Origin of the sequence: Sediminibacillus dalangtanensis (assembly GCF_017792025.1) — a bacterium.
In the GTDB taxonomy this organism is placed as follows: domain Bacteria; phylum Bacillota; class Bacilli; order Bacillales; family Amphibacillaceae; genus Sediminibacillus; species Sediminibacillus dalangtanensis.
Map to the genome: position 1 here is coordinate 4,007,307 of NZ_CP046956.1, position 25,794 is coordinate 4,033,100.

22 protein-coding genes are annotated in these 25,794 nt (G+C 43.9%); 20 read left to right on the forward strand and 2 right to left on the reverse strand.

Going from position 1 to position 25,794, the window contains the following annotated elements:
* The first annotated feature begins 243 nt into the window (after positions 1-243).
* The 14 genes from metG (at position 244) to ERJ70_RS19535 (ending at position 14,532) form a co-directional block, all read left to right on the forward strand.
* Positions 244-2,199 carry a methionine--tRNA ligase gene (metG, locus tag ERJ70_RS19470; protein ID WP_209366359.1) on the forward strand — a complete coding sequence of 652 codons (1,956 nt, stop codon included), beginning with the start codon at positions 244-246 and terminating at the stop codon, positions 2,197-2,199.
* 113 nt (positions 2,200-2,312) lie between these two features.
* Positions 2,313-3,083 carry a TatD family hydrolase gene (locus ERJ70_RS19475; RefSeq protein ID WP_209366360.1) on the forward strand — a complete coding sequence of 257 codons (771 nt, stop codon included), beginning with the start codon at positions 2,313-2,315 and terminating at the stop codon, positions 3,081-3,083.
* A 481-nt stretch (positions 3,084-3,564) separates the two neighbouring features.
* Positions 3,565-4,800: a resuscitation-promoting factor gene (locus ERJ70_RS19480; RefSeq protein ID WP_209366361.1), complete on the forward strand. Its 1,236-nt coding sequence runs from the start codon at positions 3,565-3,567 to the stop codon at positions 4,798-4,800.
* A 371-nt stretch (positions 4,801-5,171) separates the two neighbouring features.
* Positions 5,172-5,741: a ribonuclease M5 gene (gene rnmV, locus ERJ70_RS19485; RefSeq protein ID WP_209366362.1), complete on the forward strand. Its 570-nt coding sequence runs from the start codon at positions 5,172-5,174 to the stop codon at positions 5,739-5,741.
* Complete coding sequence (gene rsmA / locus ERJ70_RS19490; RefSeq protein ID WP_209366363.1) at positions 5,734-6,624, forward strand: 16S rRNA (adenine(1518)-N(6)/adenine(1519)-N(6))-dimethyltransferase RsmA; 891 nt, start codon at positions 5,734-5,736, stop codon at positions 6,622-6,624. The genes rnmV and rsmA overlap by 8 nt, the downstream gene beginning before the upstream one ends.
* Before the next feature lie 91 nt (positions 6,625-6,715).
* On the forward strand, positions 6,716-7,591 hold the full coding sequence (gene yabG / locus ERJ70_RS19495; protein WP_209366364.1) for a sporulation peptidase YabG: 876 nt from the start codon (positions 6,716-6,718) through the stop codon (positions 7,589-7,591).
* 204 nt (positions 7,592-7,795) lie between these two features.
* Entirely contained in the window at positions 7,796-8,062 is a 267-nt protein-coding gene (gene veg / locus ERJ70_RS19500) for a biofilm formation stimulator Veg (RefSeq protein ID WP_026568974.1), read from the forward strand.
* 300 nt (positions 8,063-8,362) lie between these two features.
* Positions 8,363-8,542 (forward strand): small, acid-soluble spore protein, alpha/beta type, encoded by a 180-nt coding sequence (locus ERJ70_RS19505; RefSeq protein WP_074601194.1) that lies wholly within the window; start codon positions 8,363-8,365, stop codon positions 8,540-8,542.
* A gap of 119 nt (positions 8,543-8,661) precedes the next feature.
* Positions 8,662-9,531 carry a 4-(cytidine 5'-diphospho)-2-C-methyl-D-erythritol kinase gene (gene ispE / locus ERJ70_RS19510; RefSeq protein ID WP_209366365.1) on the forward strand — a complete coding sequence of 290 codons (870 nt, stop codon included), beginning with the start codon at positions 8,662-8,664 and terminating at the stop codon, positions 9,529-9,531.
* 54 nt (positions 9,532-9,585) lie between these two features.
* Complete coding sequence (purR, locus tag ERJ70_RS19515; protein ID WP_209366366.1) at positions 9,586-10,410, forward strand: pur operon repressor; 825 nt, start codon at positions 9,586-9,588, stop codon at positions 10,408-10,410.
* A gap of 296 nt (positions 10,411-10,706) precedes the next feature.
* A complete protein-coding gene (spoVG, locus tag ERJ70_RS19520) occupies positions 10,707-10,997 on the forward strand; it encodes a septation regulator SpoVG (protein WP_026568978.1) in 291 nt (96 codons plus the stop codon).
* A 356-nt stretch (positions 10,998-11,353) separates the two neighbouring features.
* On the forward strand, positions 11,354-12,733 hold the full coding sequence (glmU, locus tag ERJ70_RS19525) for a bifunctional UDP-N-acetylglucosamine diphosphorylase/glucosamine-1-phosphate N-acetyltransferase GlmU (protein ID WP_209366367.1): 1,380 nt from the start codon (positions 11,354-11,356) through the stop codon (positions 12,731-12,733).
* 15 nt (positions 12,734-12,748) lie between these two features.
* Positions 12,749-13,702 carry a ribose-phosphate diphosphokinase gene (locus ERJ70_RS19530; protein WP_209366368.1) on the forward strand — a complete coding sequence of 318 codons (954 nt, stop codon included), beginning with the start codon at positions 12,749-12,751 and terminating at the stop codon, positions 13,700-13,702.
* A 203-nt stretch (positions 13,703-13,905) separates the two neighbouring features.
* Positions 13,906-14,532 (forward strand): 50S ribosomal protein L25/general stress protein Ctc, encoded by a 627-nt coding sequence (locus ERJ70_RS19535; RefSeq protein ID WP_209366369.1) that lies wholly within the window; start codon positions 13,906-13,908, stop codon positions 14,530-14,532.
* Between the two features lie 58 nt (positions 14,533-14,590).
* On the opposite strand, the gene ERJ70_RS19540 is transcribed toward ERJ70_RS19535, so the two are convergent.
* Together ERJ70_RS19540 and ERJ70_RS19545 are read right to left on the reverse strand one after the other, a co-directional pair.
* Positions 14,591-15,130, reverse strand: coding sequence for a transcription repressor NadR (locus tag ERJ70_RS19540; RefSeq protein ID WP_209366370.1), 540 nt, complete (start codon positions 15,128-15,130; stop codon positions 14,591-14,593).
* A 36-nt stretch (positions 15,131-15,166) separates the two neighbouring features.
* Positions 15,167-16,306: an IscS subfamily cysteine desulfurase gene (locus ERJ70_RS19545; RefSeq protein ID WP_209366371.1), complete on the reverse strand. Its 1,140-nt coding sequence runs from the start codon at positions 16,304-16,306 to the stop codon at positions 15,167-15,169.
* Between the two features lie 928 nt (positions 16,307-17,234).
* Here ERJ70_RS19545 and nadB point away from each other — a divergent pair.
* The 6 genes from nadB (at position 17,235) to mfd (ending at position 25,718) form a co-directional block, all read left to right on the forward strand.
* The gene (nadB, locus tag ERJ70_RS19550) at positions 17,235-18,767 is read left to right on the forward strand and encodes an L-aspartate oxidase (RefSeq protein ID WP_209366372.1); all 1,533 of its coding nucleotides are present in this window, start codon (positions 17,235-17,237) and stop codon (positions 18,765-18,767) included.
* A 14-nt stretch (positions 18,768-18,781) separates the two neighbouring features.
* A complete protein-coding gene (nadC, locus tag ERJ70_RS19555) occupies positions 18,782-19,693 on the forward strand; it encodes a carboxylating nicotinate-nucleotide diphosphorylase (protein WP_209366373.1) in 912 nt (303 codons plus the stop codon).
* Entirely contained in the window at positions 19,644-20,741 is a 1,098-nt protein-coding gene (nadA, locus tag ERJ70_RS19560) for a quinolinate synthase NadA (protein ID WP_209369576.1), read from the forward strand. The genes nadC and nadA overlap by 50 nt, the downstream gene beginning before the upstream one ends.
* Before the next feature lie 380 nt (positions 20,742-21,121).
* Positions 21,122-21,682, forward strand: a complete 561-nt coding sequence (gene pth, locus ERJ70_RS19565) for an aminoacyl-tRNA hydrolase (RefSeq protein ID WP_209366374.1) — start codon at positions 21,122-21,124, stop codon at positions 21,680-21,682.
* Positions 21,683-21,778: 96 nt separating this feature from the next.
* Positions 21,779-22,009 carry an anti-sigma-F factor Fin gene (fin, locus tag ERJ70_RS19570; protein ID WP_209366375.1) on the forward strand — a complete coding sequence of 77 codons (231 nt, stop codon included), beginning with the start codon at positions 21,779-21,781 and terminating at the stop codon, positions 22,007-22,009.
* A gap of 184 nt (positions 22,010-22,193) precedes the next feature.
* The gene (gene mfd, locus ERJ70_RS19575) at positions 22,194-25,718 is read left to right on the forward strand and encodes a transcription-repair coupling factor (RefSeq protein ID WP_209366376.1); all 3,525 of its coding nucleotides are present in this window, start codon (positions 22,194-22,196) and stop codon (positions 25,716-25,718) included.
* Positions 25,719-25,794: the final 76 nt, after the last annotated feature.

Genomic DNA, 25,794 nt, shown 5'->3' on the forward strand with positions numbered 1-25,794 from the left:
TTTCGACATTAATTGTTCGTCGATTCGACAAAGTGGTGTGCGGATTTTTACTGGATAGAATAATGACCGCAGGATACTACTTGCCAGAACGATGTTCAGAATGGAAAAAATCCTGTAAAATAGTCTACAATGTAAACATATTGGTTTTTATTCATCAATTCGGTAAAACCTCGAGCGTTATGTAGGTTCGAAGGGAATACCGGTGAAAATAATGAAGAAAGTTTGAAAGAGGAGGTTCCCCGGATGACAAGGGAAAAGAAGACTTTTTATATCACAACGCCGATCTACTACCCAAGCGGAAACTTACACATAGGGCATGCTTATACGACAGTGGCAGGAGATGCGATGGCCCGCTATAAGCGGTTGCGTGGTTATGATGTCATGTATTTGACAGGAACGGATGAACACGGCCAGAAAATCCAGAAGAAAGCCGATGAAAAAGGGGTTTCCCCTCAAGTTTATGTCGATGAAATTGTCAGTGGCATTAAAGATTTATGGAAACGGCTTGATATCTCGTATGTCGACTTTATTCGGACCACCGAAGAACGGCACAAACAGACAGTGGAGAAGATTTTTGCTCGTCTGCTGGAGCAGGGAGACATTTACTTAGATGAATACGAAGGATGGTATTGTACTTCCTGCGAGTCATTCTTTACGGAACGGCAATTGGAAGACGGACATTGTCCGGATTGTGGCGGACCGGTGGAAAAAGTAAAAGAAGAATCCTATTTCTTCAAAATGAGTAAATATGTTGACCGGCTGTTGGCATACTATGAAGAAAATCCTGACTTTATCCAGCCTGCGAGCCGTAAAAATGAAATGATCAACAATTTTATTAAACCAGGCTTGGAAGACTTGGCTGTATCCAGGACTACTTTCGACTGGGGGATCAAAGTACCGGGAGATCCGAAGCACGTCATTTACGTTTGGATCGACGCCTTATCGAATTATATAACAGCTCTCGGATACGGAACAGATGAGGACGAGCGGTACCAGAAATACTGGCCGGCAGATGTTCACCTGATGAGTAAGGAGATTGTCCGTTTTCATACGATTTATTGGCCGATTATGCTGATGGCACTCGATTTGCCTCTTCCGAAAAAGGTATTTGCGCACGGCTGGATCCTCATGAAGGATGGAAAGATGTCGAAGTCCAAAGGCAATGTCGTGGATCCTATTCAATTAACGGAACGTTACGGCTTGGATGCTCTGCGCTATTATCTGCTGCGTGAAGTTCCATTTGGTTCTGACGGAGTATTTACACCTGAAGGATTTGTCGAAAGAACGAACTATGATTTAGCAAATGATTTAGGTAATTTGCTAAACCGGACAGTAGCGATGATTGATAAATACTTTGACGGGGTACTTCCTGCTTATAAAGCTGGTGAGGACCAGTTCGATGTCCAGCTGGAGAATTTGGCTGTGGAAACAGTCGAAAGAGTAGAAGAAGCCATGGAAAACATGGAGTTTTCGGTAGCATTGTCGACTATCTGGCAGTTTATCAGCCGTACCAACAAATATATCGATGAAACACAGCCATGGATTTTGGCAAAAGATGAAGCGAAAAAGCAGCGGCTTGGAAATGTCATGGCCCATCTGGCAGAATCATTGCGCAAAGCTTCCGTGCTGTTAAGGCCTTTCCTGACAGAGACGCCGGATCGCATTTTCAGCCAGCTGGGGATTAAAGAACAGGCGCTAAAAGAATGGGATAGCTTAAAACAGGATGGACTGATCCCAGCAGGGACGAAAGTGCAGAAACAAGATCCGATTTTCCCTCGTCTCGATGCTGAAAAAGAAGTGCAAGTTATCAAGGATATGATGAAAAAGCCGGAAGCTAAGCAAGAGAAAAAGGAAGTCCAAAAAACAGAAGCAGAGGAAATCACGTATGATGACTTCATGAAGCTTGACTTGCGTGTGGCCGAGGTGGTCCGTGCCGAGAAAATGGAAAAAGCGGACAAACTGTTGAAGCTGCAACTTGATCTCGGTACGGAACGTCGTCAGGTTGTTTCGGGTATTGCCGAGCATTACCGCCCAGAGGATCTGGTTGGCCGGAAAGTGATTTGTGTGACGAATCTCAAACCGGTCAAGTTGAGAGGCGAGCTGTCACAGGGAATGATTTTGTCAGGTGAAGACGAAAGCGGGAAGCTTTCCCTCACCACTGTGGCAGATGATCTTCCGAATGGCTCAAAGGTGAAGTAGTGCTGAATCTTTTTCATAACGGAAAAAAACGCTTATCATGAAATATGGATAGGCGTTTTTCTGTGATGAAGAAGAAAAAGTCGGAGAAAGTATTACCAGGAGGTTAGGTTAACATGCTGTTTGATACACATGTACATTTAAACATTAATCAATTTGATGAAGACCGGGAAGAAGTATTGCAGCGCGCCAAAGAAACGGGCGTCGAGTATATGGTGGTTGTGGGTTTTGACAGGGAAACCATTCCGAAAGCATTGGAATTGGCCGAAAACAATCCTTCTATGTATGCAGCAGTTGGTTGGCATCCAGTAGATGCCATCGATATGGAAGATAAAGATTTAGAGTGGATAGAAGAACTAGCGAGCCATCCAAAAGTCGTCGCTATCGGGGAAATGGGCTTGGATTATCATTGGGATAAGTCGCCAAAGGAAACCCAAAAAGAAGTGCTTCGCAAACAAATTCAGCTGGCGAAGCGTGTCGGATTACCGATTATAATCCATAACCGGGAAGCGACCGAGGATATTATTGAAATATTGAGGGAAGAGAATGCCGCGGAGGTTGGCGGAATCATGCACTGTTATAATGATTCGGCTGATTTTGTCCAGGAATGTCTGGATATGAATTTTTACATTTCTCTAGGTGGACCTGTTACCTTCAAAAATGCCACGGATCCTAAGGAAGTTGCCAAGGTTGTCCCTCTTGACCGGCTGCTGGTGGAAACAGACTGTCCGTTTTTAGCGCCACACCCAAACCGTGGAAAGCGAAACGAGCCTGCTTATGTCAAATTAGTCGCAGAAAAAATTGCCGAACTCAAAGAAATTTCGTTCGAGGAAGTTAGCGATGCAACTACAAATAATGCCTTTAAATTATTTAAAATAAATCCGTAGTGGAAGATGCTTACCGGAGGATTGACGCTCAGTGCCATTGTTTGTATGGATATGTCGCAATTTTTGAGTTTAAATTTGGATAAGCAGCGTTCATAATGAGAGAGCCAGTATGAGTCTGGTTCTCTTTTTTTTGCTCCGTGACGAACACAGCAAATAGTGAACGCTGTATCAGGAGCAGGGCTGACCTACACCTGCGCAGGTTCTAACAAGCCAGAACAAAGAAGGAGAAAAGCCAAGTTTTCCGGAAAATGGGACATGGCATAATCAATTAAGGAATGGACCGCATTATCATACATTACAATTTGATTAAATGCTGTCTATCTCTGTTACTTACTTTTAATATATTTGAAACATTGACTGAATATGCATCTTTCGTTGTTGTAATAGCGGGGATTAGGGGACTTTTGTACCTTGACTGAACGGATTGACAGGGAAAAACGTTGTTTATATAATACAACGGGTATAAAGGAGGCAAGCGAGCATGAAATTATTTTCACAGCTATTGTCCGCTTTTAGAACGAAGCCAGTCATTTATGCAGCCAGCATTGCAGTACTGTTTCTAGCGGGTATTTTTACATTTCAAGTAACGAAAGCCCAAGTCACTGTGAGTGCAGACGGCGAAACAACAACCGTTCGCACACATGCTGATACTGTTGGCGACGTTTTAGAAGAACTAAACATCGAATTGGGAGAACATGATAAGATCTCCCACGACCCAGAAGATAAACTTACATCGGGAATGGAAATCAACTACACAAAGGCTATCGAAGTTGTAGTGACTACTGATGGAGACGATAAAACATATTACACAACTGTTGACACCGTCGGAGAAGTTTTGGAAGAAAACAACATCGACATCAGCGAACATGATCAAGTAGCTCCCGCCCCATCTGAATCGGTATCAGAAGGATTGCAGGTGAACATTGATAAAGCTTTTCAAGTAACGGTCAATGACGGCGGCGAGAAAGAAAAGTATTGGACAGTCGGTTCCACCGTGGAAGATTTATTGAAGCAGGAAGACATCGAATTAGGCAAGCTGGACCGAGTCAACTTGAAAATGAAGGATGAAGTCAGCAAGGATGCACCGATTGAAATCACTCGTGTGGAGAAGGTAACCGACATCGTTAAAGAGAAAACTGATTATTCTGTTGTGACCAAACAGGATGACAACCTTGAAAAAGGAAAGGAAGAGGTCGTTTCTCCTGGCGAAGAGGGGATTGTTGCCAAACATTTCGAAGTCACCCTTGAAAACGGAGAAGAAGTTGATCGGAAATTGGTAAAAGAAGAAGTGGAGAAAGAAAGCGAGAAGCGAATTGTGGCAGTTGGTACAAAAGTCGAAAAGCAGGAGCCAAAACCGGCCGTGACGACTACCGCTGCAAATTCTTCCTCTGAAATGGTCTCCCGTGGCGGTGACGGAAAAGAATCCTCCCAAACGTATTACATGCATGCTACGGCGTATTCGGCCAGCTGCAGTGGCTGTTCAGGCGTCACAGCGACCGGGATCAATTTAAAGGATAATCCGAATGCCAAAGTGATCGCTGTCGATCCGAATGTCATTCCATTGGGAAGCAAAGTATGGGTGGAAGGCTATGGAACGGCAATTGCTGGGGATACCGGCGGGAATGTATCCGGCAACCGAATCGACGTTCATGTATCTTCGCCAAGTGAAGCACACCGATTTGGCAGTAAAAAAGTAAAAGTCAAAGTACTCGATTAATCAAAAAACAGGGCTTGTCTCCCTATTTAGAGGCAGGTTCTGTTTTTTTAGTTTTTTCCAAAAGTCGCAGCCCGAATACACTTCGCTTTCCGCGGGCGGCTGGCGAGCCTCCTCAAGCTATCGCTTTGCGGGGTCTCCCCTAGGCCTTCCATCCCGCAGGAGTCTACGTGTATTCGAGTGCTCGGTGCTCAAATCGTAAATTCTTTGTTGCCGTAAGCTAAGCTGCTAAATAGGAGATTCTATCGGAGCTGCGCTTCTAATAAATTTAATGTTTACAGAAAGCAGGGATGAACAGGCTTGGCTTTATTCGGGAAACAAATTAAGATAGAGTAGTTATAGACATAAACCGTTCAGGTAAGCGGAGGATGAAGATGAAAAAGTTAAAAGTTAAGGAAATCATTGTGGTGGAAGGAAAAGATGACACAGCAAAAATAAAACAATCGGTAGATGCAGATACCATTGAAACGAATGGATCAGCAGTCAACCAGTCGATCATTGAACAAGTCAGACATGCCCAGTCAAAGCGGGGCGTTATTATATTTACGGATCCAGACTATCCCGGGGAAAGAATCAGACACATCGTATCGAAGGCCGTACCAGGCTGCAAGCATGCATTTTTGACACGGGCCGAAGCAAAAGCCAAGCACGATAAAGGGTTGGGAATAGAACATGCTTCAAAAGATGCGATACGTCAGGCCTTGGCAAATGTGTATGAAATAGAAGAAGTCAGCGAGAGTGATATTAATAAATCCGACTTATTCCAATATGGACTTCTCGGTGGCAGCAGAGCGAAAGAGCATCGGGAAAAGTTAGGAGCAGTCCTGAAAATTGGTTATGCTAATGGGAAACAACTATTAAAACGACTGCACATGTTCCAAATATCCAGGCAAACGTTCGTTGATAGCATGGAAAAAATCTTGAAGGAGGAAGAAGATGAATAACCATAAGGCAATCGCAACTCCTCTGAAAACAAAAGAAATCCTGGCAAAGCATGGTTTTTCTTTTAAAAAAAGCCTGGGACAAAATTTCCTAATCGATGTGAATATATTGGAGCGGATTATCGATTATGCAGGTATCGATAAACAGACTGGTACGATAGAAATAGGCCCGGGGATGGGTGCACTGACCGAGCAACTGGCCATCCATTCGAACCAGGTGGTAGCTTTTGAAATCGATCAGCGGCTCGTGCCGATATTAAAAGAAACGCTCGGCAATTATGATAATGTTACCATCATCAATCAAGACATTTTACAGGCGGACATTATCCGAGTGATTGAAGAAAACTTTCAACAAGGACAAAAAATCAAAGTAGCAGCTAATCTCCCTTATTATATTACGACGCCCATTCTAATGAAACTGCTGATGGAGAAGTTGCCTGTTGAAAGCTTTACCGTCATGATTCAGAAAGAGGTAGCCGACCGTATGGCAGCCAAGCCGAATACCAAAAGCTATGGCTCGTTGACGATAGCCGTCCAGTACTATACAGAAGCAACGATTGCGATGACAGTACCTAAAACCGTATTCATGCCGCAGCCAAATGTAGATTCCGCTGTTCTTCATTTGACAGTCAGGGATGAACCGCCTGTTGAAGTGCAAAACGAAGCATTTTTCTTCGATTTGGTACAGGCCTCTTTTGGTCAGAGACGAAAGACGTTAAGAAACAATCTAGCCCGACATTTTGCCGCCGATTTGACAAAAGAGACGATTGAAACGCTCTTGGGACAGGCGGAAATAGACGGAACAAGGCGCGGTGAATCGCTGACAATGGAGGAATTTGCCCGTTTGGCTAATACGTTTTATCCGGAAGTTGGACAGGAGGAATAGCTTCTGGAGGGCGTTAGACACATCTTTTAGTTCCTCACATAGGCTAGTTAGTAACGAATGGTTACCTATCCGGCTATGATGAGGTGAAAGCATGAATGTTTCTAAAGGAGAGTTAGTTACTCGTAATTCCTATCATAATGATATACTGTTTCGGGTCATCCATACCACCGAGGACCATGTTCTTCTTCATGGAGAAGATGTACGATTAGCGGCAGATGCCGATCCAGAGGACTTGCAAATCGTAGAAAAAAGAGACCTGGAACGCTATAGAAAAAAAGAAAAGGAAAAAGAGGATTATTCCTATCGGCTATTTCGTCAGGACTATCAGTTGATGAAAGAAAAGAGAGAATATGAATCGACGGAAGGATACCATCAGGATTCCAGTTATTTTCAAATTCCTGCTCGTGTCTTGCATTTGGACGGAGACCGTCTCTATTTAAAAAAATGCATCGATGTGTACCAACGAATCGGTCTTCAAGTGCACGGTGTCCATCTAAGCGAGAAAGACATGCCATTGGAAATTGCCGGTCTGGTAAGAAAAATTCAGCCGGATATCATCATTATTACCGGACATGATGCTTATTCAAGGAATAAAGGGATGAAAAGCGATATTTCCGCATACCGGCATTCTAAGTTTTTTGCGGAAACGGTGCGGGAAGCCAGACAGGTAGTTCCCCATTTGGACCAACTGGTTATATTCGCAGGGGCTTGTCAATCGCATTTTGAGTCCCTGATCAGAGCCGGGGCCAATTTTGCGAGCTCTCCTTCCCGAATCAATATCCACGCTCTGGATCCTGTCTATATTGCCGCTAAAATTGCTTATACACCGTTCATGGAAAAGGTCAGCGTCTGGGAAGCACTTCGAAATACCATGACAGGCGCTAAGGGACTCGGAGGTGTAGAGACCCGGGGATTGTTACGAACAGGAATGCCTTACTTAAAGGAAGAAGAAACAGAAGAGTATTGAACTTGTATTAAACACTTCAACACATATGTGGTAAGAAGTGTTTTTTATTTACATAATTTATCGGTAACTAGATAAAATAAACAGTAATTAAGGAAAAAGCGATTTTTCTTATTGACAGTAATTTTAGTATGCTGTTATAATATAAGATTTTATTTGACTTAAGAACAAGCTTATGGTATAGTAAAAACAGTGAGGTGGAGTGCATTGGCTAAAACATTGGTGGAAATTAAACAAGGTTTAGACGGGCAAATTGGTAAACGCCTGAAGCTGAAAGCAAATGGCGGAAGGAGAAAAACCATTGAACGGTTTGGTACTCTGGCTGAAACGTATCCCTCGGTATTTATTGTCGAGCTGGATCAAGACGAGAATGCGTTTGAGCGAGTGTCTTACAGCTACGCAGATGTATTAACAGAAACTGTAGAATTGAATTTCATCGATGATATGAGCAAAATGGTCGTTGGGGAGCAGTAAACATTCGTTTACTGCTTTTTTTACTGTATAGGAAATGATAAATTTAACTGTCTGTGGATTATTATTGGCTGAAACAGCCACGTCCAGATCCTACCCCTTCGAGGTCTCCAGCTTGTACTCCTTTAAACAGGCGCTTGCGCTTTTGTTCTGTCCACTTTTGTTGATGCTATATTGAAAGCAGCAACTCGTTCCGTTATCAAGTTTTTCCATTTTTGTGTACAAAAAAATGGGGTAGGCTGTTGCCATAAGGTTACACTATAACTGTCGTAAAAAGCTTACTTTGAAAGGGGCTGTTCTTTCATGGGCAGGCGCAGAGGAATCATGTCCGACCAGTTGAAAGAGGAAATTGCAAAGGAATTAGGTTTTTACGACACGGTGCAACAAGAAGGCTGGGGAGGAATCAAGGCGCGTGATGCCGGAAATATGGTTAAACGCGCAGTTGAGATGGCCGAACAGCAGCTTCAAAGGGACAAATCCTGAAACAAAGGGGTTTGTCCCCTTTTTATCATAAACCTTAACCAAACGTCGGTATCTTGGTGGTAAAGTACTATGGTATGATACTATTTATAAAATAAATATCAACAAAAGCAGGTGGTACGATGCAATTACTTGAAAAAGCACCGGCGAAAATTAACTTGAGCCTGGATGTTCTTTATAAACGGCCAGATAATTACCATGAAATCGAAATGGTGATGACCACGATCGATTTAGCGGACCGGATAGGACTGACGGAACTTCCATCCGATAAAATAATCATCGACTCAGAAAACCAGTTTGTCCCGAATGATGAACGGAATCTCGCTTATCGGGCAGCAAAACTGGTAATAGATACATACAATGTAAAGAAAGGGATTAACATTTTTATCGAAAAGAACATTCCGGTCGCCGCTGGACTAGCAGGAGGAAGCAGTGATGCCGCAGCAGTGATCCGCGGCTTGAACAGACTATGGCAGCTGGGTATGTCCGTAAAGGAAATGGCGGAATTAGGAGCAAAGATAGGTTCTGATGTATCATTTTGTGTCTATAATACAACTGCTTTGGCTAAAGGGAGAGGGGAGTTAATCGAAGAACTGCCTGCACCGCCATCCTGCTGGGTCGTATTGGCAAAACCAGCGATCGGTGTTTCGACTCAAACCATTTACCAAAACTTCTCGCCGGATGGCGTAGAACATCCAGACACACAGGGAATGATCAGGGCGCTTGAAGCCGAAGATTTTGATGCAATGTGCGGGAAAGTGGGGAACGTTCTAGAATCCGTCACACTGCCGATGTATCCGGAGGTAAGACAAATAAAGCAACAGATGGAACTAGCAGGGGCAGATGCTGTATTAATGAGTGGAAGTGGTCCGACTGTCTTTTCCCTGGCCCATCAGGAATCACGTGCATATCGCATCTATAACAGTCTTAGAGGCTTTTGCGACGAAGTTTATGTAGTAAGGATGCTCGGCTATCACCAGTTACTTGATTGAATACGTACATAAGTGTTATATTTAATGAAAATATTCGGCTTTTGAGGTGCAAACATGAAAAGAAGTGACCGTTTGGTGGCAATGACAAATTATTTGGTTGAACATCCGTCCCAGCTCGTCTCCCTCCCGTTTTTTTCTGCGGAGTTTGATGCTGCTAAATCTTCCATCAGTGAGGATTTAACAATTATAAACCTCAACCTACAAAACTTGGGGATTGGTTACTTGGAATCCGTTTCTGGTGCAGCGGGAGGGGTAAAGTACATTCCGGAGTATTCCCAGGAAAACAGTGAAAGGTTCATCGATCAATTGTGTGAGGAGCTGGAAGACCCGAACCGACTGCTTCCTGGTGGTTATTTATACATGAGTGATATCCTGGGAGAGCCTTCCAAGGTAAGAAATATTGGTAGGTTGTTTGCCAGTGCATTTGCCAGTGCAGAAATCGATGTAGTCGTCACTGTGGCCACCAAAGGAATTCCGCTTGCCTATGCAGTTGCCTCATTTTTGAATGTTCCGGTAGTAATCGTCCGCCGTGACCCTAAAGTGACAGAAGGGTCAACTGTGAGCATCAATTATGTTTCTGGTTCTTCAAGGAAGATCCAAACAATGGTGCTTTCTAAGCGAAGTCTTCAGGAGGGTTCCAAAGTTTGTATTATCGATGACTTTATGAAAGCTGGCGGAACGGTCAATGGTATGAAAAACTTAATGGAGGAATTCCGGGCTGAAGTGGCAGCTATCGGTGTTCTGGCCGAGGCGGAAGACGAGGATGAGGAAAGAGTCATTACAGAATATACATCGCTTATCCAAATCACCAATGTCGACGTGAAAAACAGACAGATTGAGGTTCATCGCGGTAACTTGTTTTCTTCAAGAATGAAATGAGGCCGACTACGCCTCTTTATCACCTGAAAAGGATCGTCATTCGGCGGTATTTTCAAAAATTAAGTTTTGACGGAATGATGTGTTGTTGTCTGGCTCAAGTGCCTACCCCCCTTCGAGGTCTTAAGCTAGTCGGGGGTGAACGAGACGTTCTGTGCTCTTCTTTGCCTTTTTCCCTAATTTATTTTTTCAAAAAAATAAACATCTTTTTTGAAAAAATTTTTAAAACAGGCAGGATTTATTCTTATTTTGTTGAATTTATGGTAATAAGTTCTATAGGGAAAAGGTGGTGAAACATAATGGAAGTAACAGACGTCAGATTACGCCGCGTTAATACCGAGGGAAGAATGCGAGCAATTGCTTCTATTACGTTGGATCAGGAGTTTGTTGTCCATGACATTCGCGTCATTGACGGCAACAACGGGTTATTCGTAGCAATGCCTTCTAAACGTACTCCTGATGGGGAATTTCGCGATATCGCGCATCCGATTAATTCTAATACCAGAGGTAAAATTCAAGACGCTGTATTAGAAGAGTATCACCGTGCCGGAGAAGTGGAAGTAGAATATGAAGAAGCGGGTGCTTCTTAAAGCTTGGAAGCAGCAGGGGGTCTAATCTTCTTAGATTAGGCTTCTTTTTATGCTCGAAATAATTGATTTCGATCGTTTAAGAAAGGTTCTCCCTTGGAACGACCGGGAAAACTTTCCTTAAACCGATTGATGCAGGACAATGAAATTTCCTGAACAGGTTTGACTCTGGATACAGCAGCGTGAATGCAGGGGCTCTCTATTGAAATGCCTAGTGTTTTAAGATATATTCATAACTGGATAAATGATATGAGAAGAGAAGTGAATCGATAGCCGTCAGGAAGTATATTCTTGGATTTACGGCCGTTTTTTTTCGCACCTGCAGATAAAAAAACAGGGATGAAAATGGAGGTTTCTACATGACCAAAAGGTATGCCGTTGTGCTGGCAGCTGGGCAGGGAACAAGGATGAAGTCGAAGCTTTACAAAGTATTGCATCCTGTGATGGGACGCCCGATGGTACAACATGTTGTCGATCAATTAAATAAGCTGGATTTGGAAAAATTAATAACAGTAGTAGGATTCGGAGCTGAAAAAGTACAAGAACAGCTTGGCGAAGCAGTAGAGTTTGTTATCCAGGAAGAACAGTTGGGAACTGGACATGCAGTTCTTCAAGCGGAAGATCTGCTTCAAGACAAAAAAGGTACGACAATCGTTGTCAGTGGTGACACACCGTTACTGACCAACCGTACTTTGGAAGCTTTGATGAACCATCATGACAGCGAGGGTGCGAAGGCCACCATTTTAACCGCAGAAGCCCCTGATCCGACGGGATATGGTCGTGTGATCCGCAATGAAAATAACACGGTGGAAAAAGTGGTGGAACATAAAGATGCTTCAACAAAGGAGCTTGCGATCAGTGAAATAAATACCGGCACCTACTGTTTTGATAATCAGGCCTTGTTCACCGCCTTAAAACAGGTTTCGAACGAGAATGCTCAAGGTGAGTATTATTTACCGGATGTACTGGAAATCTTGAAGAATAGCGGAGAGAAAGTCGGTGCATTTCAAACCGGTACGTTTGATGAAACAATCGGCGTTAATGACAGAGTGGCACTATCGCAGGCAGAGAAACTGATGAAAAAACGGATTAATGAGCAGCATATGAGAAATGGGGTTACCATTACGGATCCGGAAAACACGTATATTGCTCCAGAGGTAGTGATTGAACAGGATGTGGTGATTTATCCTGGAACCATTTTGAATGGAAAAACAGTGATCAAAAGCGATGCAGTAATCGGACCAAATTCCGAGATTGAAAACTGTACGGTAGGGGCAGAAACGGTAATCCGTCAAAGTGTCGCAAAGGACAGCGAAATCGGGGAACGCGTGCAAGTTGGCCCTTTTGCCCATATTCGCCCGCAAAGTTCGCTCGGTGACCAGGTGAAAATCGGCAATTTTGTAGAAGTGAAAAAAGCGGCCGTAGAAGAAAACAGCAAGGTTTCCCACTTAAGCTATATTGGCGATGCGGAAATCGGTAAGGGCGTAAATATTGGTTGCGGTACGATTACGGTCAATTATGACGGGGAGAACAAGTATTTGACCAAGATAGAGGATGATGCGTTTATCGGATGTAATTCCAATCTCATTGCGCCGGTTACTGTCGGCAAGGGTGCTTATGTTGCCGCTGGTTCTACCATCAACCAAAATGTTCCGGAAGAAGCACTCTCCATCGCCCGGGCGAGACAGACAAATAAAGAAGACTATGCCAAGAAAATAAAAAAACCGAAAAAAGATTAATGGAGGGCTTATCAGATGGCAACTGGATATAAAGACTCATCACTACGGGTATTCACATTAAATTCCAATCCGCATCTGGCGGAACAAATAGCTGCCCATATTGGAACTGAATTGGGTAAATGTTCGGTCTCGACCTTTAGTGATGGCGAGGTGCAAATCAATATTGAGGAAAGTATTCGCGGATGCGATGTCTATGTCGTTCAATCAACAAGTGAACCGGTCAACCAACACCTAATGGAATTGTTGATTATGATCGATGCATTAAAACGGGCTTCTGCGAAGTCCATTAATATTGTCATTCCATACTATGGATATGCAAGACAAGATCGTAAAGCACGGGCAAGAGAACCGATCACCGCCAAGCTCGTTGCCGATTTATTGCAAACTGCAGGCGCTTCCCGGGTTATCACGTTAGATTTGCATGCTCCGCAAATCCAAGGATTTTTCAATATTCCGGTCGATCAACTGCTTGGTGTGCCAATCCTGTCCGATTATTTCCAGGAAATGAACTTGGATGACTTAGTTATCGTATCTCCAGACCACGGAGGGGTAACGAGAGCACGTCAAATGGCTGATCGTTTGAAAGCGCCAATTGCCATTATCGATAAGCGGCGACCTCGACCCAATGTTTCGGAAGTAATGAATATTGTCGGTAATATTGAAGGAAAGACCGCCATTTTGATTGATGATATTATCGACACAGCCGGGACCATTACGCTTGCCGCCAATGCTTTAATTGAAAATGGTGCAAAAGAAGTGTATGCTTGTTGTACACACCCAGTTCTTTCTGGCCCCGCTATAGAAAGAATTGATCAATCGAAAATCAAAGAACTAATCGTAACCAATACCATTCCACTAAAAGAAGAAAAACAAATCGAAAAAATATCGCAGCTATCCGTTGCTCCATTAATCAGTGAAGCAATCATTCGCGTACATGAACTACAGTCTGTAAGTATCTTGTTCGATTGATAGTATTGCTTAACTAGTCCTGCCTGTTTATGAGGCAAAAGAAATTATTGAGGACACCGGTCTTCTTCCATAGAGCAAGCAGCGAGAATAGAGCCCCAGGATGTAATCAACTTGTTTGCCAACGTTTATAATGTTTAAGTATGCCGGTTAGCGGGAAATAATGACAATTAGATTGTTTTTAATTTCAATGGAGGGTGATTAACTTGGCAGTAACTCTTAAGGCGGAAAAACGGGAAGATTTAAAAAAATCACATACAAGATTGATTAGACAGCAAGGATTGGTTCCTGCTGTGGTATATGGGAAAGGAAAAGAGCCAAAAACAGTGGCTGTAAATAGTATAGAACTACTTAAAACGGTCCGAGACGAAGGACGTAACGCGATTATTTCCTTAACGGTGGACGGCGACTCAGTGGATGTTATGTTGCATGACTATCAAGTCGAACCACTAAGGGACGAGTTGATCCATGCGGACTTCTATGCGGTTAATATGTCTCAGGAAATAGATGTGGAAGTACCAATCCATTTGGACGGCGAAGCTCAAGGCTCTAAAGATGGAGGAGTGTTGCAACAACCTCTTTACAATTTGGCCGTCCGCGCAAAGCCAGGTAATATTCCTGAAGAAATCGTCGTAGATGTCGCAAATCTTCAGGTTGGCGAAAGCATCACCGTTGCAGACTTACCTAAGAGTGGGGATTATGAAATCACCGAGGATGAGGGTACTACCATCGTCTCGATCTTGACTCCTGATTCTGGTACGGTTGAGGAAGAATCCGATGAAGAGCAAACAGAGCCGGAATTAGTCGATGCAGAAAAAAATGAAAATGAATAAGGCTAATAGAATGAAAGGTACAGTCATTGGACTGTACCTTTTTGCTGTAGAAATATAGTCAAGTATGAATGAGGATATCCGCTTTCTCCAGTGCTGTACAGGCGGCATCCAATTTTTCCTCTGTGTCTGCTTCTAACGTATGCAGATGGGTTCCATCTGTAAGCTGAGAGAGATAGGCAGCATTTGTTGAATGGATTTTGTCCAGGAACTGATCTACTTCATGTCGGCTGCTTACCATGATGGAAGCAGTCAAATCGCCGTAGACCGGATGTTCAATTCGAACATCTTTTACCGTCACCCCATGGTCGACCAGCAGATACAACTCTTCTTTTGTTTGATCCGGCCGATGCGTGCAGGCAATCACCCGTTTATGCAAGAACTCCTCAGGCGTTTCGCGAATATATAAATAGCCTTGGCTTGTTGCCATAATCGGCTCATTTTTTGCTTTTAACAAGGAGATATCCTGGACAATAACTTGTCTGCTGACGTTTGTTTTTTCAGCGAGTTCACCACCGGTAATCGGATTTTTAGCGTCTTTCAGCCACTGCAAAATCGTCCCCCGTCTTTTTTCTCCTGTCAGCTTTTGATTATTTCCCATCGTACACACTCCTTCTTGATACGCTACTGTTTGTCTTTATTGTGTTATAAAGAATTTAGCCAGTAAAGTATTAAGTATTCTTGCTGCCTCGGTAATTTCTGCTTTTGTTGTTTCCCGGCCAAATGAAAAACGGATAAACTCCAGTGCCTGTTCATCGGTTCTTCCGATAGCTTTGATTGTTTTTGAGGGGTCCTGCTGTCCACTGCTGCAGGCAGAGCCAGTGGAGATAGCCAGACCGTTCCGATTGCATTCCAGCATGACGTATTGTCCCTGGATTCCTGGAAAGCGGACTCCGAGAATATGAGGAAGATGTTCCCTAGCACCACCTTCTATTACTACATTGCTGGACTTATCCGAAAGTAACTCGATAAACGCAGAGCGAAGCTGTTTATACCGCTCTTGATTGGCTGTCATTTCTTCATGTAGAAGTTCTGCTGCCGTAACAAATGCCGCAATACCAGGTACATTAACAGTTCCCGGGCGAAACCCCTTCTCATGCGTGGTGTCTGGCAGTAAAGCTCTAAAAGGTACAGACGGATTGATATAAACGGCGCCAACTCCCTTGGGTCCGTACACCTTATGACTCGAGACGGAGATACTATCGATTGGAAGATCTGCGAGAGCTAAAGGCTGTTTACAAAAAGTCTGGACACAATCGCTATGGAACAATACGCCTTGAGCATGGAGCAGGCTGCCGATTGCTTTTATTGGTTGTATGGTGCCTATTTCCCCATTTCCATGCTGGATGGATGCTAGGATGGTTTCTTCGCGGATTGCCTCCTTCAGTTCTTCCAGGTCGATCAATCCATTAGAATCTACTGGCAAATAGGTCACCTCATAGCCGAACGTTTCCATCCGGGCAAAAAAATGGAGAATGGAGGAATGTTCGATACGCGTAGTAATTAAGTGATTTCCTTTATGGTTGTTTGCTTCTATCAGGGATTGGAGAGCGAGTACATTCGATTCACTTCCTCCACTTGTAAAATAGATGCCATCCTTCTCAGCGTGTAGAAGGTTTCCCAGTTGGTTTCGGCAATTTTCTAACAACTGGTTTGCTTGTGTGCCCATATCATGTAAACTGCTTGAATTGCCAAAAAAATTTTTTGATACTTCTACATACATTTGCAATGCTTCTTCACGTGGCGGGGTGGTGGCGGCGTGGTCCATGTAGATCATTTTTTTCTCCTTTCTTTTTTAAGGAAGTTCTAAAATCGGACAAAAATGACACGTCGAATCTCTGCGTTAGCTCTCTTTTCCGGTACTCACGTATTAAAAGCATACGCTCCGTTCCTCAAAGCATCGCTGCCTTGACCTTCTAGGTCCTTTTTGTCCTCTTTTAGAACACCAATTGTAAAGGAAGTTCTAAAATGCGGGGAAAATGACACGTCGAATCTCTTCGTTAGCTCCCTTTTCCGGTACTCACGTATAAAAACATACGCTCCGTTCCTCAAAGTATCGCTGCCTTGACTTTCTAGGTCCTTTTTAGATTACAGTTTAATGCAATTAAATAATAGATAATCGATACACTGCGAACCAATGAGGTTATTAAGGTTGAGTGCTCGTGACGAGTTTAGGCAGATACTTCACTTTCCGTGGACACGACTTCAGCTTCCTCAGAATCAAAATGCAGCTTCTCTTCCAGGGTCTTCAGCCTCGTGCTGTCTCCCCTGAAGTCTATGTATTATGTCTACGCTGGTAGGAGTGTTCTCACAGTCACTCAATATAAATCTTTCTTTAGATAGAACGTAGACTGCTCCATCTGAAAAAGACCGAAGCGTACACCAATACTTTTTCTGGATGCAATAGCTGGCCCGCAGGCAAACAAGAAGGCATAGTTAAATAAGCAGTAAGATACTTTTAGCGTAGTGTATTTCCGAAGCGTTGGGGCCCGCTCGCTTCTGTCCAGGAAAGAAGATGAGAAAATCCCCAATTAAATCTTATGCCCTTTCGTACAAAATCGATAGTCCTTTTAAAAACTATTTAATAAAATAAACAAAGCTCTTGTCATTCATTAAATAATATGTAAATATAGGTGTCAAGACACATAGATATACATTTTTTTCATAGCAGTTATCGGAAGACTTTAAATAGGGGAGGCGCGACGATGCCTTGCACGGATGTAATAATCATCGGCGGCGGCTTGTCTGCATTAGTGGCTGCCAAGAAGTTAAGTAAGCATAAAAATGTGATTATTTTCACAAAATCCACAAAAACTTCAAGTAACTCATACATGGCCCAAGGCGGAGTAGCGGCAGCAATTGGCAAGGGGGATGACTGGTCTAGTCACTTCGAGGATACAATGGCTGCAGGTTGTCATTATAATCAAAGCGACCAAGTTCGAACGCTCGTACAACAAGGCCCGGCTCATATTAAGCAGCTGATGAAAGAAGGATTGGAATTTGATCGGGAGACAGGTGGCCGGATCGCTTTAGGGAAAGAGGGGGCCCATTCCCAGCGTCGTATCCTTCATGCTGGCGGCGATGCTACTGGAAAAGCGATGACCACGTTTTTACTCGATCAAATTCAAGACAATGTCGCGATTATTGAAAAGGAGATGGCTGTTGACTTGATTACGGAGCGAGGACGGTGCCGAGGAATAAAGTCAATCAATAAAAATGGCTCGGTTCATTACCATTTTGCAGAACATACCATCATCGCAACTGGAGGGGTCGGCAGCCTCTACAAATATACATCCAACCATGCCTCTGTGATAGGTGATGGAATCGCGATGGCTTACCGCGCTGGTGTTGAACTGGTCGATCTGGAATTTATTCAGTTCCATCCAACCATGCTCTATCGAGATGGAGAAGTGCTCGGCCTTATTTCCGAAGCTGTAAGAGGTGAAGGAGCCTTTTTGGTAGATGAACGCGGTAGAAAGATTATGGACGGTGTCCATCCAATGGGAGATTTAGCGCCGCGCGATGTGGTTGCCAGGGAGATTTTCAACCAAATACAACAAGGAATCGATGTTTTTCTGGATATTTCGCCAGTGAGTAATTTTTCAAAGCGGTTTCCTACGATTCACCGGCTTTGTCAGAAGCACCACTTGGATAGGTCCCGCTTACTCCCTGTCATTCCCGGTTCCCATTTTTTAATGGGCGGGATCAAAACAGGAAGAGGAGGGGAAACATCGCTGCCAGGATTGTATGCTGTCGGAGAAGCAGCCTGGACCGGTGTTCATGGAGCAAACCGCATTGCCAGCAATTCGTTATTGGAAGGAATTGTATTTGGGGATTTAACAGCAGAAAACATCTTGTCGAAAGCGCCGTCATTATTCGTAAACCATCCTGCTGCCTTTACAAATAATCAAGCATTCAAAGGGACACTTCCTCAGAAAGATGCTATTCGCTCGATGATGACGGAGTACGCAGGAGTAGTGCGGGACCAGCGAGGGCTTACAAAATTGAAAAAGTGGCTGGAAGAATCCTTCGATCCTCATGGGCCGATTACGATCGATAAGAGGGAGACAGCAGAGAAAGTGAATATGCTGACTGTAGCCTGGCTGATTACAACTTCTGCCTTAGCCAGAAGAGAAAGCCGGGGAGGTCATTACCGAACCGATTTTCCCGTTTCCAGCACAGAATGGGAAAACAAGAGGATAATCCGCCGATTGCAAAAGCAAGCAGCGGTGATATAGGAGGAACCCAAAACGTGAACACTATCAAATTAAAAGAATTGCTCCGGCGATTTTATTTGGAGGATATCGGCGATCAGGACTTGACGAGTACAGCCATTTTTCCCAACCATCAAACAGGTACGGGATCATTTATTGCAAAGCAACAGGGAGTACTGGCAGGCCTATCGATCATTGCAGAAGCATACCGGTTGTTTGATCCATCAATCCGTGTCCAATTGCTGAAACGAGATGGCCAATCTGTTCGGCCCGGAGAGAAAATCGCAGAGGTGGAAGGACCTGTTCGCCATCTTCTCACTGGAGAAAGAGTCATTTTGAATTTACTGCAGCGAATGAGCGGTATTGCGACGAAAACGAGGCAAAGTGTCGATGCATTAGGCAGCAGGCATACAAAAATTTGTGATACTAGGAAAACGACTCCAGGCTTACGGATGCTGGAGAAGTATGCTGTAAGCTGTGGAGGAGGAAAAAATCACCGGTTTGGTTTATACGATGGAATCATGATCAAAGATAACCACATTGCATTTTGTGGATCGATTACCAAGGCGGTGCAGGCGGCTAGAAGCCATACAGGACACATGGTGAAAGTGGAAGTAGAGACAGAAAACAAAGAACAGGTGATAGAAGCTGTTGAGGCGGGAGCAGATGTGATTATGTTTGATAATCGCTCACCTCAGGAAGTGGCAGCGTTTGTTCAATACGTGCCAAAAGGAATCATTACCGAGGCCTCTGGTGGAATTACGGAAGATCGGCTCGCTGCATACCGGGACACAGGAGTTGATTACATTTCGCTCGGTTATTTAACCCATTCATTCCATGCTTTGGATATCAGTATGCTAGTAGAAAATCAATCGATAGGGGGAAGCATCGATGAAAATGATGGATGTACTTCAGCACACCAAAAAGCAAGTGTTGCCCGAAATATATAAAGACTTGTCAGAGATGGAAATGATCGAAAGGGTAAATACAATAAAAGCAAAGTTTGGTGACCGGTTATTTATCCCCGGTCATCATTATCAAAAGGACGAGGTAATGCAATTTGCAGATGCAGCAGGCGATTCTTTACAGCTTGCTCAGTTGTCTGCTGCAAACGCAGCCGAATACATCGTTTTTTGCGGTGTGCACTTCATGGCGGAGACAGCAGATATTCTCACAGAGGATTATCAGCAAGTAATTCTCCCCGATATGCGGGCAGGTTGTTCGATGGCCGATATGGCTGATATCCATCAAACCGAAAGAGGCTGGAAGATACTGCAAGATACATTCGGTGATAGCATCATTCCCTTGACCTACGTTAACTCAACCGCAGCAATAAAAGCGTTTGTCGGCGAAAATGGAGGGGCAACCGTTACCTCCTCCAATGCCAAACACATGCTCGAGTGGGCTTTTACGCAAAAGGAACGGATCCTGTTTTTGCCTGATCAGCATTTGGGGAGGAATACAGCATACGATCTTGGTATTCCATTGGAAAACATGGCTGTGTGGAATCCGATCCTAGATCGGTTAGAATATGACGGGGACGCCGAAAATATACAAGTGATTTTGTGGAAAGGGCATTGTTCCGTCCATGAAAATTTTCGGGTTTCAAACGTGGAGTATATACGAGAAACACGGCCCGATATGAAGGTGATCGTCCATCCTGAATGCAGTCGCGAGGTCGTCGAGCGTTCTGATTATGCAGGTTCCACTAAATATATCATTGATACCATTTCCGGAGCCCCGGCAGGTAGTAAATGGGCAATCGGAACGGAAATGAACCTTGTCAAACGATTGATGCAACAGCATCCTGATAAAGATATTATTTCCTTGAATCCACACATGTGTCCGTGTTTGACAATGAATCGAATCGATCTTCCCCACCTCTTGTGGGTGCTTGAATCCTTGGATGACGGAACGGTCGAAAATCAAATAAAAGTGGAAGCCCCGATTGCAGATGGGGCAAAGCTTGCCCTAGACCGAATGCTGGCTAGAGCATGAAGAGAGAGCTGTTGATTGGGCGCCAAAAGGATAACGGTCTTTTTGGCGCCTTTTTTTGTATAACAGAAAATACTGTGGGTATTTCTCCTTAACTGGAGGGAGCAAGGCGCTTGCGCTTTTCTTTATTGTATTGGAAATTATAAATTAACTGTCTGTGGATCATTATTGGCTGAAACAGCCACGTCCAGCTCCAGCGCCTACCCCATCGAGGTCTTAAGCCCAGCCTCGGTGTGGCAAAAAGCGCCACGCCGAGGCTGTTCTTAAGCTTGTCGGGGGTGAGCAAGGCGCTTGCGCTTTTCTTTATTGCTTTATTTTTATGGGTAAACTAAGTACAATAAGAGGGTATCGACGTTTATCATGGATAGAAAGACGTGAATGCAATGAAATGTATAGTAGGACTGGGGAACCCAGGAAAAAAATTCGAGCAAACACGCCACAATATAGGATTTATGATTATTGATGAAATTGCCAGAAGGCATCAAATTAAGTTGAAGAAGAAAAAGTTCAATGGCCTTTATGCACTGGAATCGATTAATGGTGAGAAGGTCGTGCTGCTCAAGCCGCAGACTTATATGAATTTATCCGGCGAGTCGATCAGGCCGCTTGCTGATTACTATGAAATGGATTTAAGCGAAATCGTTGTTATTTACGATGAACTGGACTTGCCCCAGGGAAAAATCCGTTTGCGTGAAAAAGGCGGCCATGGAGGGCATAACGGCATCCGTTCGATTATCGATCACTTAGGGACGAAGGAATTCAAGCGAATCCGCGTAGGGATCGGGCGTCCTTCCACCCCGATGCCGGTTCCGGACTACGTGCTTGGAACCTTCAGCAAACAGGAGCAGCAAACCATGGATGAAGTTGTGGAAAAAGCAGCTGATGCTTGTGAAACTTGGCTGGAGAAGCCTTTCTTGGAAGTAATGAATGAATTTAACCGCTAATTCATAGACTGAATTAACATAGGTATAGAAACCTTCCCTACGGAAAAACTGAAAGTGTATGTATAAAACACTTTTTTTCCAGAGGAGGTTTTTCGTATGTCGCTTGTTTACCAGTGCAAGCATTGCGGAAATGAAGTTGGCAAGCTGAATCAGCAAGTGCTTGATGAGCAGCAATTAGGTTTTCATACGCTTAGCCAGGATGAGAAAAGGGAAATGATTCATTATCAGGCTAATGGAGATGTCCATATCCAAACGATATGTGAAAATTGCCAGTCATCCTTGGAGCAGCATCCTCATTACCATGAATTGGATTATTTTTTGCAGTAATGAGAGTTTGTTGGTTTTATATAAAATGTGCAGGTTTCCCTCGGTTTATCAGAGGGGAAGCTGTTCTCTTCATAAAAAATTGCCATATTTGTTAAAAGTAATAAGCTTTGGTTTTCGCCAAGGCATTTTTGTACTTATTTGTAAAATTTTCATAACTGGTTAATGAATAGTAGGGGGAGGCACCATGCAAGGATTAAAACAATATTTAAAGACACAAGACGATATACATTCGGTCTTGTCCGGTGTCGAGGCGGGGCTAAAGGAGCAGCTGGTTTCCGGCTTGACGGGATCGGCAAGAGGTATGCTGGCCTCATTGATCAATGAATCTGCCAAAAAGCCGATTCTACTAGTGACGCACCAATTGATGCAGGCTCAACAGCTTTATGAGGATCTGCTGGAAATGTCGGACAGGGAGTCTGTCCATCTTTATCCGGTCAATGAATTGATCGCTTCGGAGATTGCTATCGCCAGTCCCGAACTGAAAAGTCAGCGAATCGAAGCATTGAATCAGTGGATGAACAGGGATTCTGGTATTTTAATTGCACCGGTAGCCGCCTTAAAAAGGATTTTGCCTCCGGCATCATACTGGAAAGACTACCAGTTGCATTTTCAGCTAGAAACAGAAATTGATATCGAGATCTATTTGTCTTCCCTGGTCGAAATGGGATATGAACGTGTCGATATGGTCTCCACTCCAGGAGAGTTCAGTTTGCGTGGTGGAATTATCGATATCTATCCAATTACTGAGGCAAACCCCATTCGTGTGGAATTATTCGATGAGGAAGTCGATTCCATCCGCTTTTTTGACGCGGAGACCCAACGTTCGTTGGAAAAAGCAGAACAAGTGGTGGTAGGACCTGCCACAGAGATGCTGTTGCGGCCGGAAGATATTGCTACAGGGGCAGACAAGCTCGAAGAGGAACTGGCCATATCGTTGAAAAAGTTAAAAAAAGCAGAGGATAAGGAAAAATTAGCGGAAGCGGTTAATCATGATTTGGACCGGTTAAGGCAGCAGGAACGTTTTCAGGAAATGTATAAATATATTGGTTATTTTTATCAGGAGCCTGGTAGTTTATTAGATTATCTCCCTGAGAATGGATTGATTATTTTGGATGAAATGAGCAGGATCCAAGAGACGGCCAACCGGCTGGATGAAGAGGAAGCGGAATGGCATCAGAGCTTGTTGGAACACCATCAAATGGTGCATAACCTGTCCATTTCCTTTGATTGGCACGACACGTGGGCGAAAATGAAACAACCTCGCCTCTATATGTCTGTATTTCTGCGCCATATTCCTAATACCAACCCGCAAAATTTGGTGAACGTATCCTGTCGTGCCATGCAGCAGTTCCACGGTCAAATGAACTTATTGAAAAATGAATTTACCCGCTGGCAAAATAATGACTTTTCCATTATCATCTTTGCTCCGAATGAACAGCGCGCAGAAAAAATCGAAGCGGTTCTTTTCGATTATGATATGGAGGCTGTCCGAGTTTCAGGAGATATCCAGCTGCCGCAATCCAAGCCGCTGATCATGGTTGATAATATCAGCAGCGGATTTGAACTGCCGATGCATAAAGTAGCTATTTTGACAGAGAGTGAATTATTCAAGAAGCGAACCAGCAGACCGAAAAGAAAGCAGAAGATATCAAATGCCGAGCGTATCAAAAACTACCAGGAGCTGAAAGTGGGAGATTACGTTGTGCATGCCAATCATGGGATCGGCCGGTACCTCGGTATTGAAACACTTGAAGTAAACGGGCTTCACAAAGACTTTATGCTGCTTAAGTATATGGGAGATGACAAGCTTTTCGTCCCAATTGATCAAATCGACCTGGTTCAAAAATATGTTGGTTCGGAAGGCAAAGAACCGAAGCTGTACAAACTTGGTGGAAGTGAATGGAAAAAAGTAAAAAGCAAAGTCCAGTCCTCCGTTGAAGATATCGCTGACGATTTAATAAAGCTGTATGCCGAAAGAGAGGCAACCAAGGGCTATGCTTTTTCCGAAGATTCCTTAATGCAACGGGAATTTGAAGATGCATTTCCATATCAGGAAACAGAGGACCAACTCCGTTGTATTGAAGAAATCAAAAAAGACATGGAAAGACCGCGACCGATGGATCGTTTGCTTTGCGGAGATGTGGGTTATGGGAAAACCGAAGTTGCCATAAGAGCGGCTTTCAAAGCAATTGCCGATGGAAAACAGGTGGCCATCCTGGTACCGACGACCATTCTCGCACAGCAGCATTATGAAACAATCAGGGAGCGTTTTCAAGGACATGCTGTTAACATCGGACTGTTGAGCAGATTCAGAACGAGGAAACAGCAGAAGGAAACGTTAGATGGATTGAGAAAAGGGTTAGTCGATATTGTGATCGGTACCCACCGATTGCTTTCAAAAGATGTGGAATATAAAAGTATCGGTTTGCTGATTGTGGACGAAGAGCAGCGATTCGGCGTAAAGCATAAGGAAAAGATCAAACGGTTGAAAACCAACGTCGATGTCCTGACGCTTACGGCAACGCCTATTCCGCGCACGCTTCATATGTCGATGCTTGGAGTGCGGGATTTATCAGTAATCGAAACGCCGCCAGAGAACCGTTTTCCAATACAGACCTACGTAATGGAGTATAACCCTGTCTTTATCAGAGAAGCGATTGAAAGGGAAATGTCCCGCGGTGGACAAGTGTTCTTTTTATACAACCGCGTCGATAATATTGAACGAATGGCGGAAGAGATCTCAACCCTGGTGGATGATGCCCGGGTTGCATTTGCGCATGGCCAAATGAATGAAGCAGAATTGGAAAATGTCATGTTCTCCTTCCTGGAAGGAGAGTCGGATGTCCTCGTCAGCACGACAATTATCGAGACAGGCGTGGATATTCCCAATGTAAATACACTGATTGTATATGATGCGGACAAAATGGGGCTTAGTCAGCTTTATCAGCTGCGCGGCAGAGTAGGAAGGTCCAATCGGGTTGCCTATTCTTACTTTACTTACCAGCAGGATAAGGTGCTGACAGAAGTGGCCGAAAAAAGGCTGCAGGCGATCAAAGAATTTACAGAACTAGGTTCCGGATTCAAGATTGCCATGCGCGATTTATCGATTCGCGGAGCAGGAAATCTGCTTGGCGCTCAGCAGCATGGTTTCATCGATTCAGTCGGGTTCGACATGTATTCCCAAATGCTGAAAGAAGCAGTCGATGCCAGAAAAGCAGGGAAAACCGTGGAAGAAGCAAAGCCGTTCGAAGTGGAACTCGATTTGGACTTGGACGCTTATATTCCTGACAGCTATATTGATGATGAGAAACAAAAAATCGATATGTATAAACGATTCCAGGCCATTGATTCCCAGGAAGCTATTTTTGACTTGCGAGAAGAACTGTTGGATCGGTTTGGTGATTATCCCGAAGAAGTTTCCAATCTTTTTCACGTTGCATCGATAAAAAGTAGTGCCAAGCAGCAGCGCGTTCAATCAGTCAGTGAAAAGAAAGGCAAAATCGAATTGTTGGTAGAGGAAGATACCAGTCAGCAGATTGATGGAGCAAAGCTATTTGAATTTGCCAACAACTATGGCCGGATGGTTCAACTCGGTACCGAAAACCGTAACCTGAAGATAGTAGTACGACCAGATCGGGAAACCCAACACAGACGCTATGACATCGTCCAGGAACTAATCACCGGCCTGAAAAACACAAAAAGAGAATAGAGAGGCAGAAACGGCGTTTAAAGGCAAAATGTAGATTATTTATGTATAGTTATTATTCGGTGAATCATACTAAAGC

What these genes read in the sequence shown, in the direction of transcription:
- metG (WP_209366359.1), top strand. Translation starts at nt 244, where the DNA reads ATGACAAGGGAAAAGAAGACTTTTTATATCACAACGCCGATCTACTAC.
- ERJ70_RS19475 (WP_209366360.1), top strand. Translation starts at nt 2,313, where the DNA reads ATGCTGTTTGATACACATGTACATTTAAACATTAATCAATTTGATGAA.
- ERJ70_RS19480 (WP_209366361.1), top strand. Translation starts at nt 3,565, where the DNA reads ATGAAATTATTTTCACAGCTATTGTCCGCTTTTAGAACGAAGCCAGTC.
- rnmV (WP_209366362.1), top strand. Translation starts at nt 5,172, where the DNA reads ATGAAAAAGTTAAAAGTTAAGGAAATCATTGTGGTGGAAGGAAAAGAT.
- rsmA (WP_209366363.1), top strand. Translation starts at nt 5,734, where the DNA reads ATGAATAACCATAAGGCAATCGCAACTCCTCTGAAAACAAAAGAAATC.
- yabG (WP_209366364.1), top strand. Translation starts at nt 6,716, where the DNA reads ATGAATGTTTCTAAAGGAGAGTTAGTTACTCGTAATTCCTATCATAAT.
- ERJ70_RS19505 (WP_074601194.1), top strand. Translation starts at nt 8,363, where the DNA reads ATGGGCAGGCGCAGAGGAATCATGTCCGACCAGTTGAAAGAGGAAATT.
- ispE (WP_209366365.1), top strand. Translation starts at nt 8,662, where the DNA reads ATGCAATTACTTGAAAAAGCACCGGCGAAAATTAACTTGAGCCTGGAT.
- purR (WP_209366366.1), top strand. Translation starts at nt 9,586, where the DNA reads ATGAAAAGAAGTGACCGTTTGGTGGCAATGACAAATTATTTGGTTGAA.
- spoVG (WP_026568978.1), top strand. Translation starts at nt 10,707, where the DNA reads ATGGAAGTAACAGACGTCAGATTACGCCGCGTTAATACCGAGGGAAGA.
- glmU (WP_209366367.1), top strand. Translation starts at nt 11,354, where the DNA reads ATGACCAAAAGGTATGCCGTTGTGCTGGCAGCTGGGCAGGGAACAAGG.
- ERJ70_RS19530 (WP_209366368.1), top strand. Translation starts at nt 12,749, where the DNA reads ATGGCAACTGGATATAAAGACTCATCACTACGGGTATTCACATTAAAT.
- ERJ70_RS19540 (WP_209366370.1), bottom strand. Translation starts at nt 15,130, where the DNA reads ATGGGAAATAATCAAAAGCTGACAGGAGAAAAAAGACGGGGGACGATT.
- ERJ70_RS19545 (WP_209366371.1), bottom strand. Translation starts at nt 16,306, where the DNA reads ATGATCTACATGGACCACGCCGCCACCACCCCGCCACGTGAAGAAGCA.
- nadB (WP_209366372.1), top strand. Translation starts at nt 17,235, where the DNA reads ATGCCTTGCACGGATGTAATAATCATCGGCGGCGGCTTGTCTGCATTA.
- nadA (WP_209369576.1), top strand. Translation starts at nt 19,644, where the DNA reads ATGGATGTACTTCAGCACACCAAAAAGCAAGTGTTGCCCGAAATATAT.
- pth (WP_209366374.1), top strand. Translation starts at nt 21,122, where the DNA reads ATGAAATGTATAGTAGGACTGGGGAACCCAGGAAAAAAATTCGAGCAA.
- fin (WP_209366375.1), top strand. Translation starts at nt 21,779, where the DNA reads ATGTCGCTTGTTTACCAGTGCAAGCATTGCGGAAATGAAGTTGGCAAG.
- mfd (WP_209366376.1), top strand. Translation starts at nt 22,194, where the DNA reads ATGCAAGGATTAAAACAATATTTAAAGACACAAGACGATATACATTCG.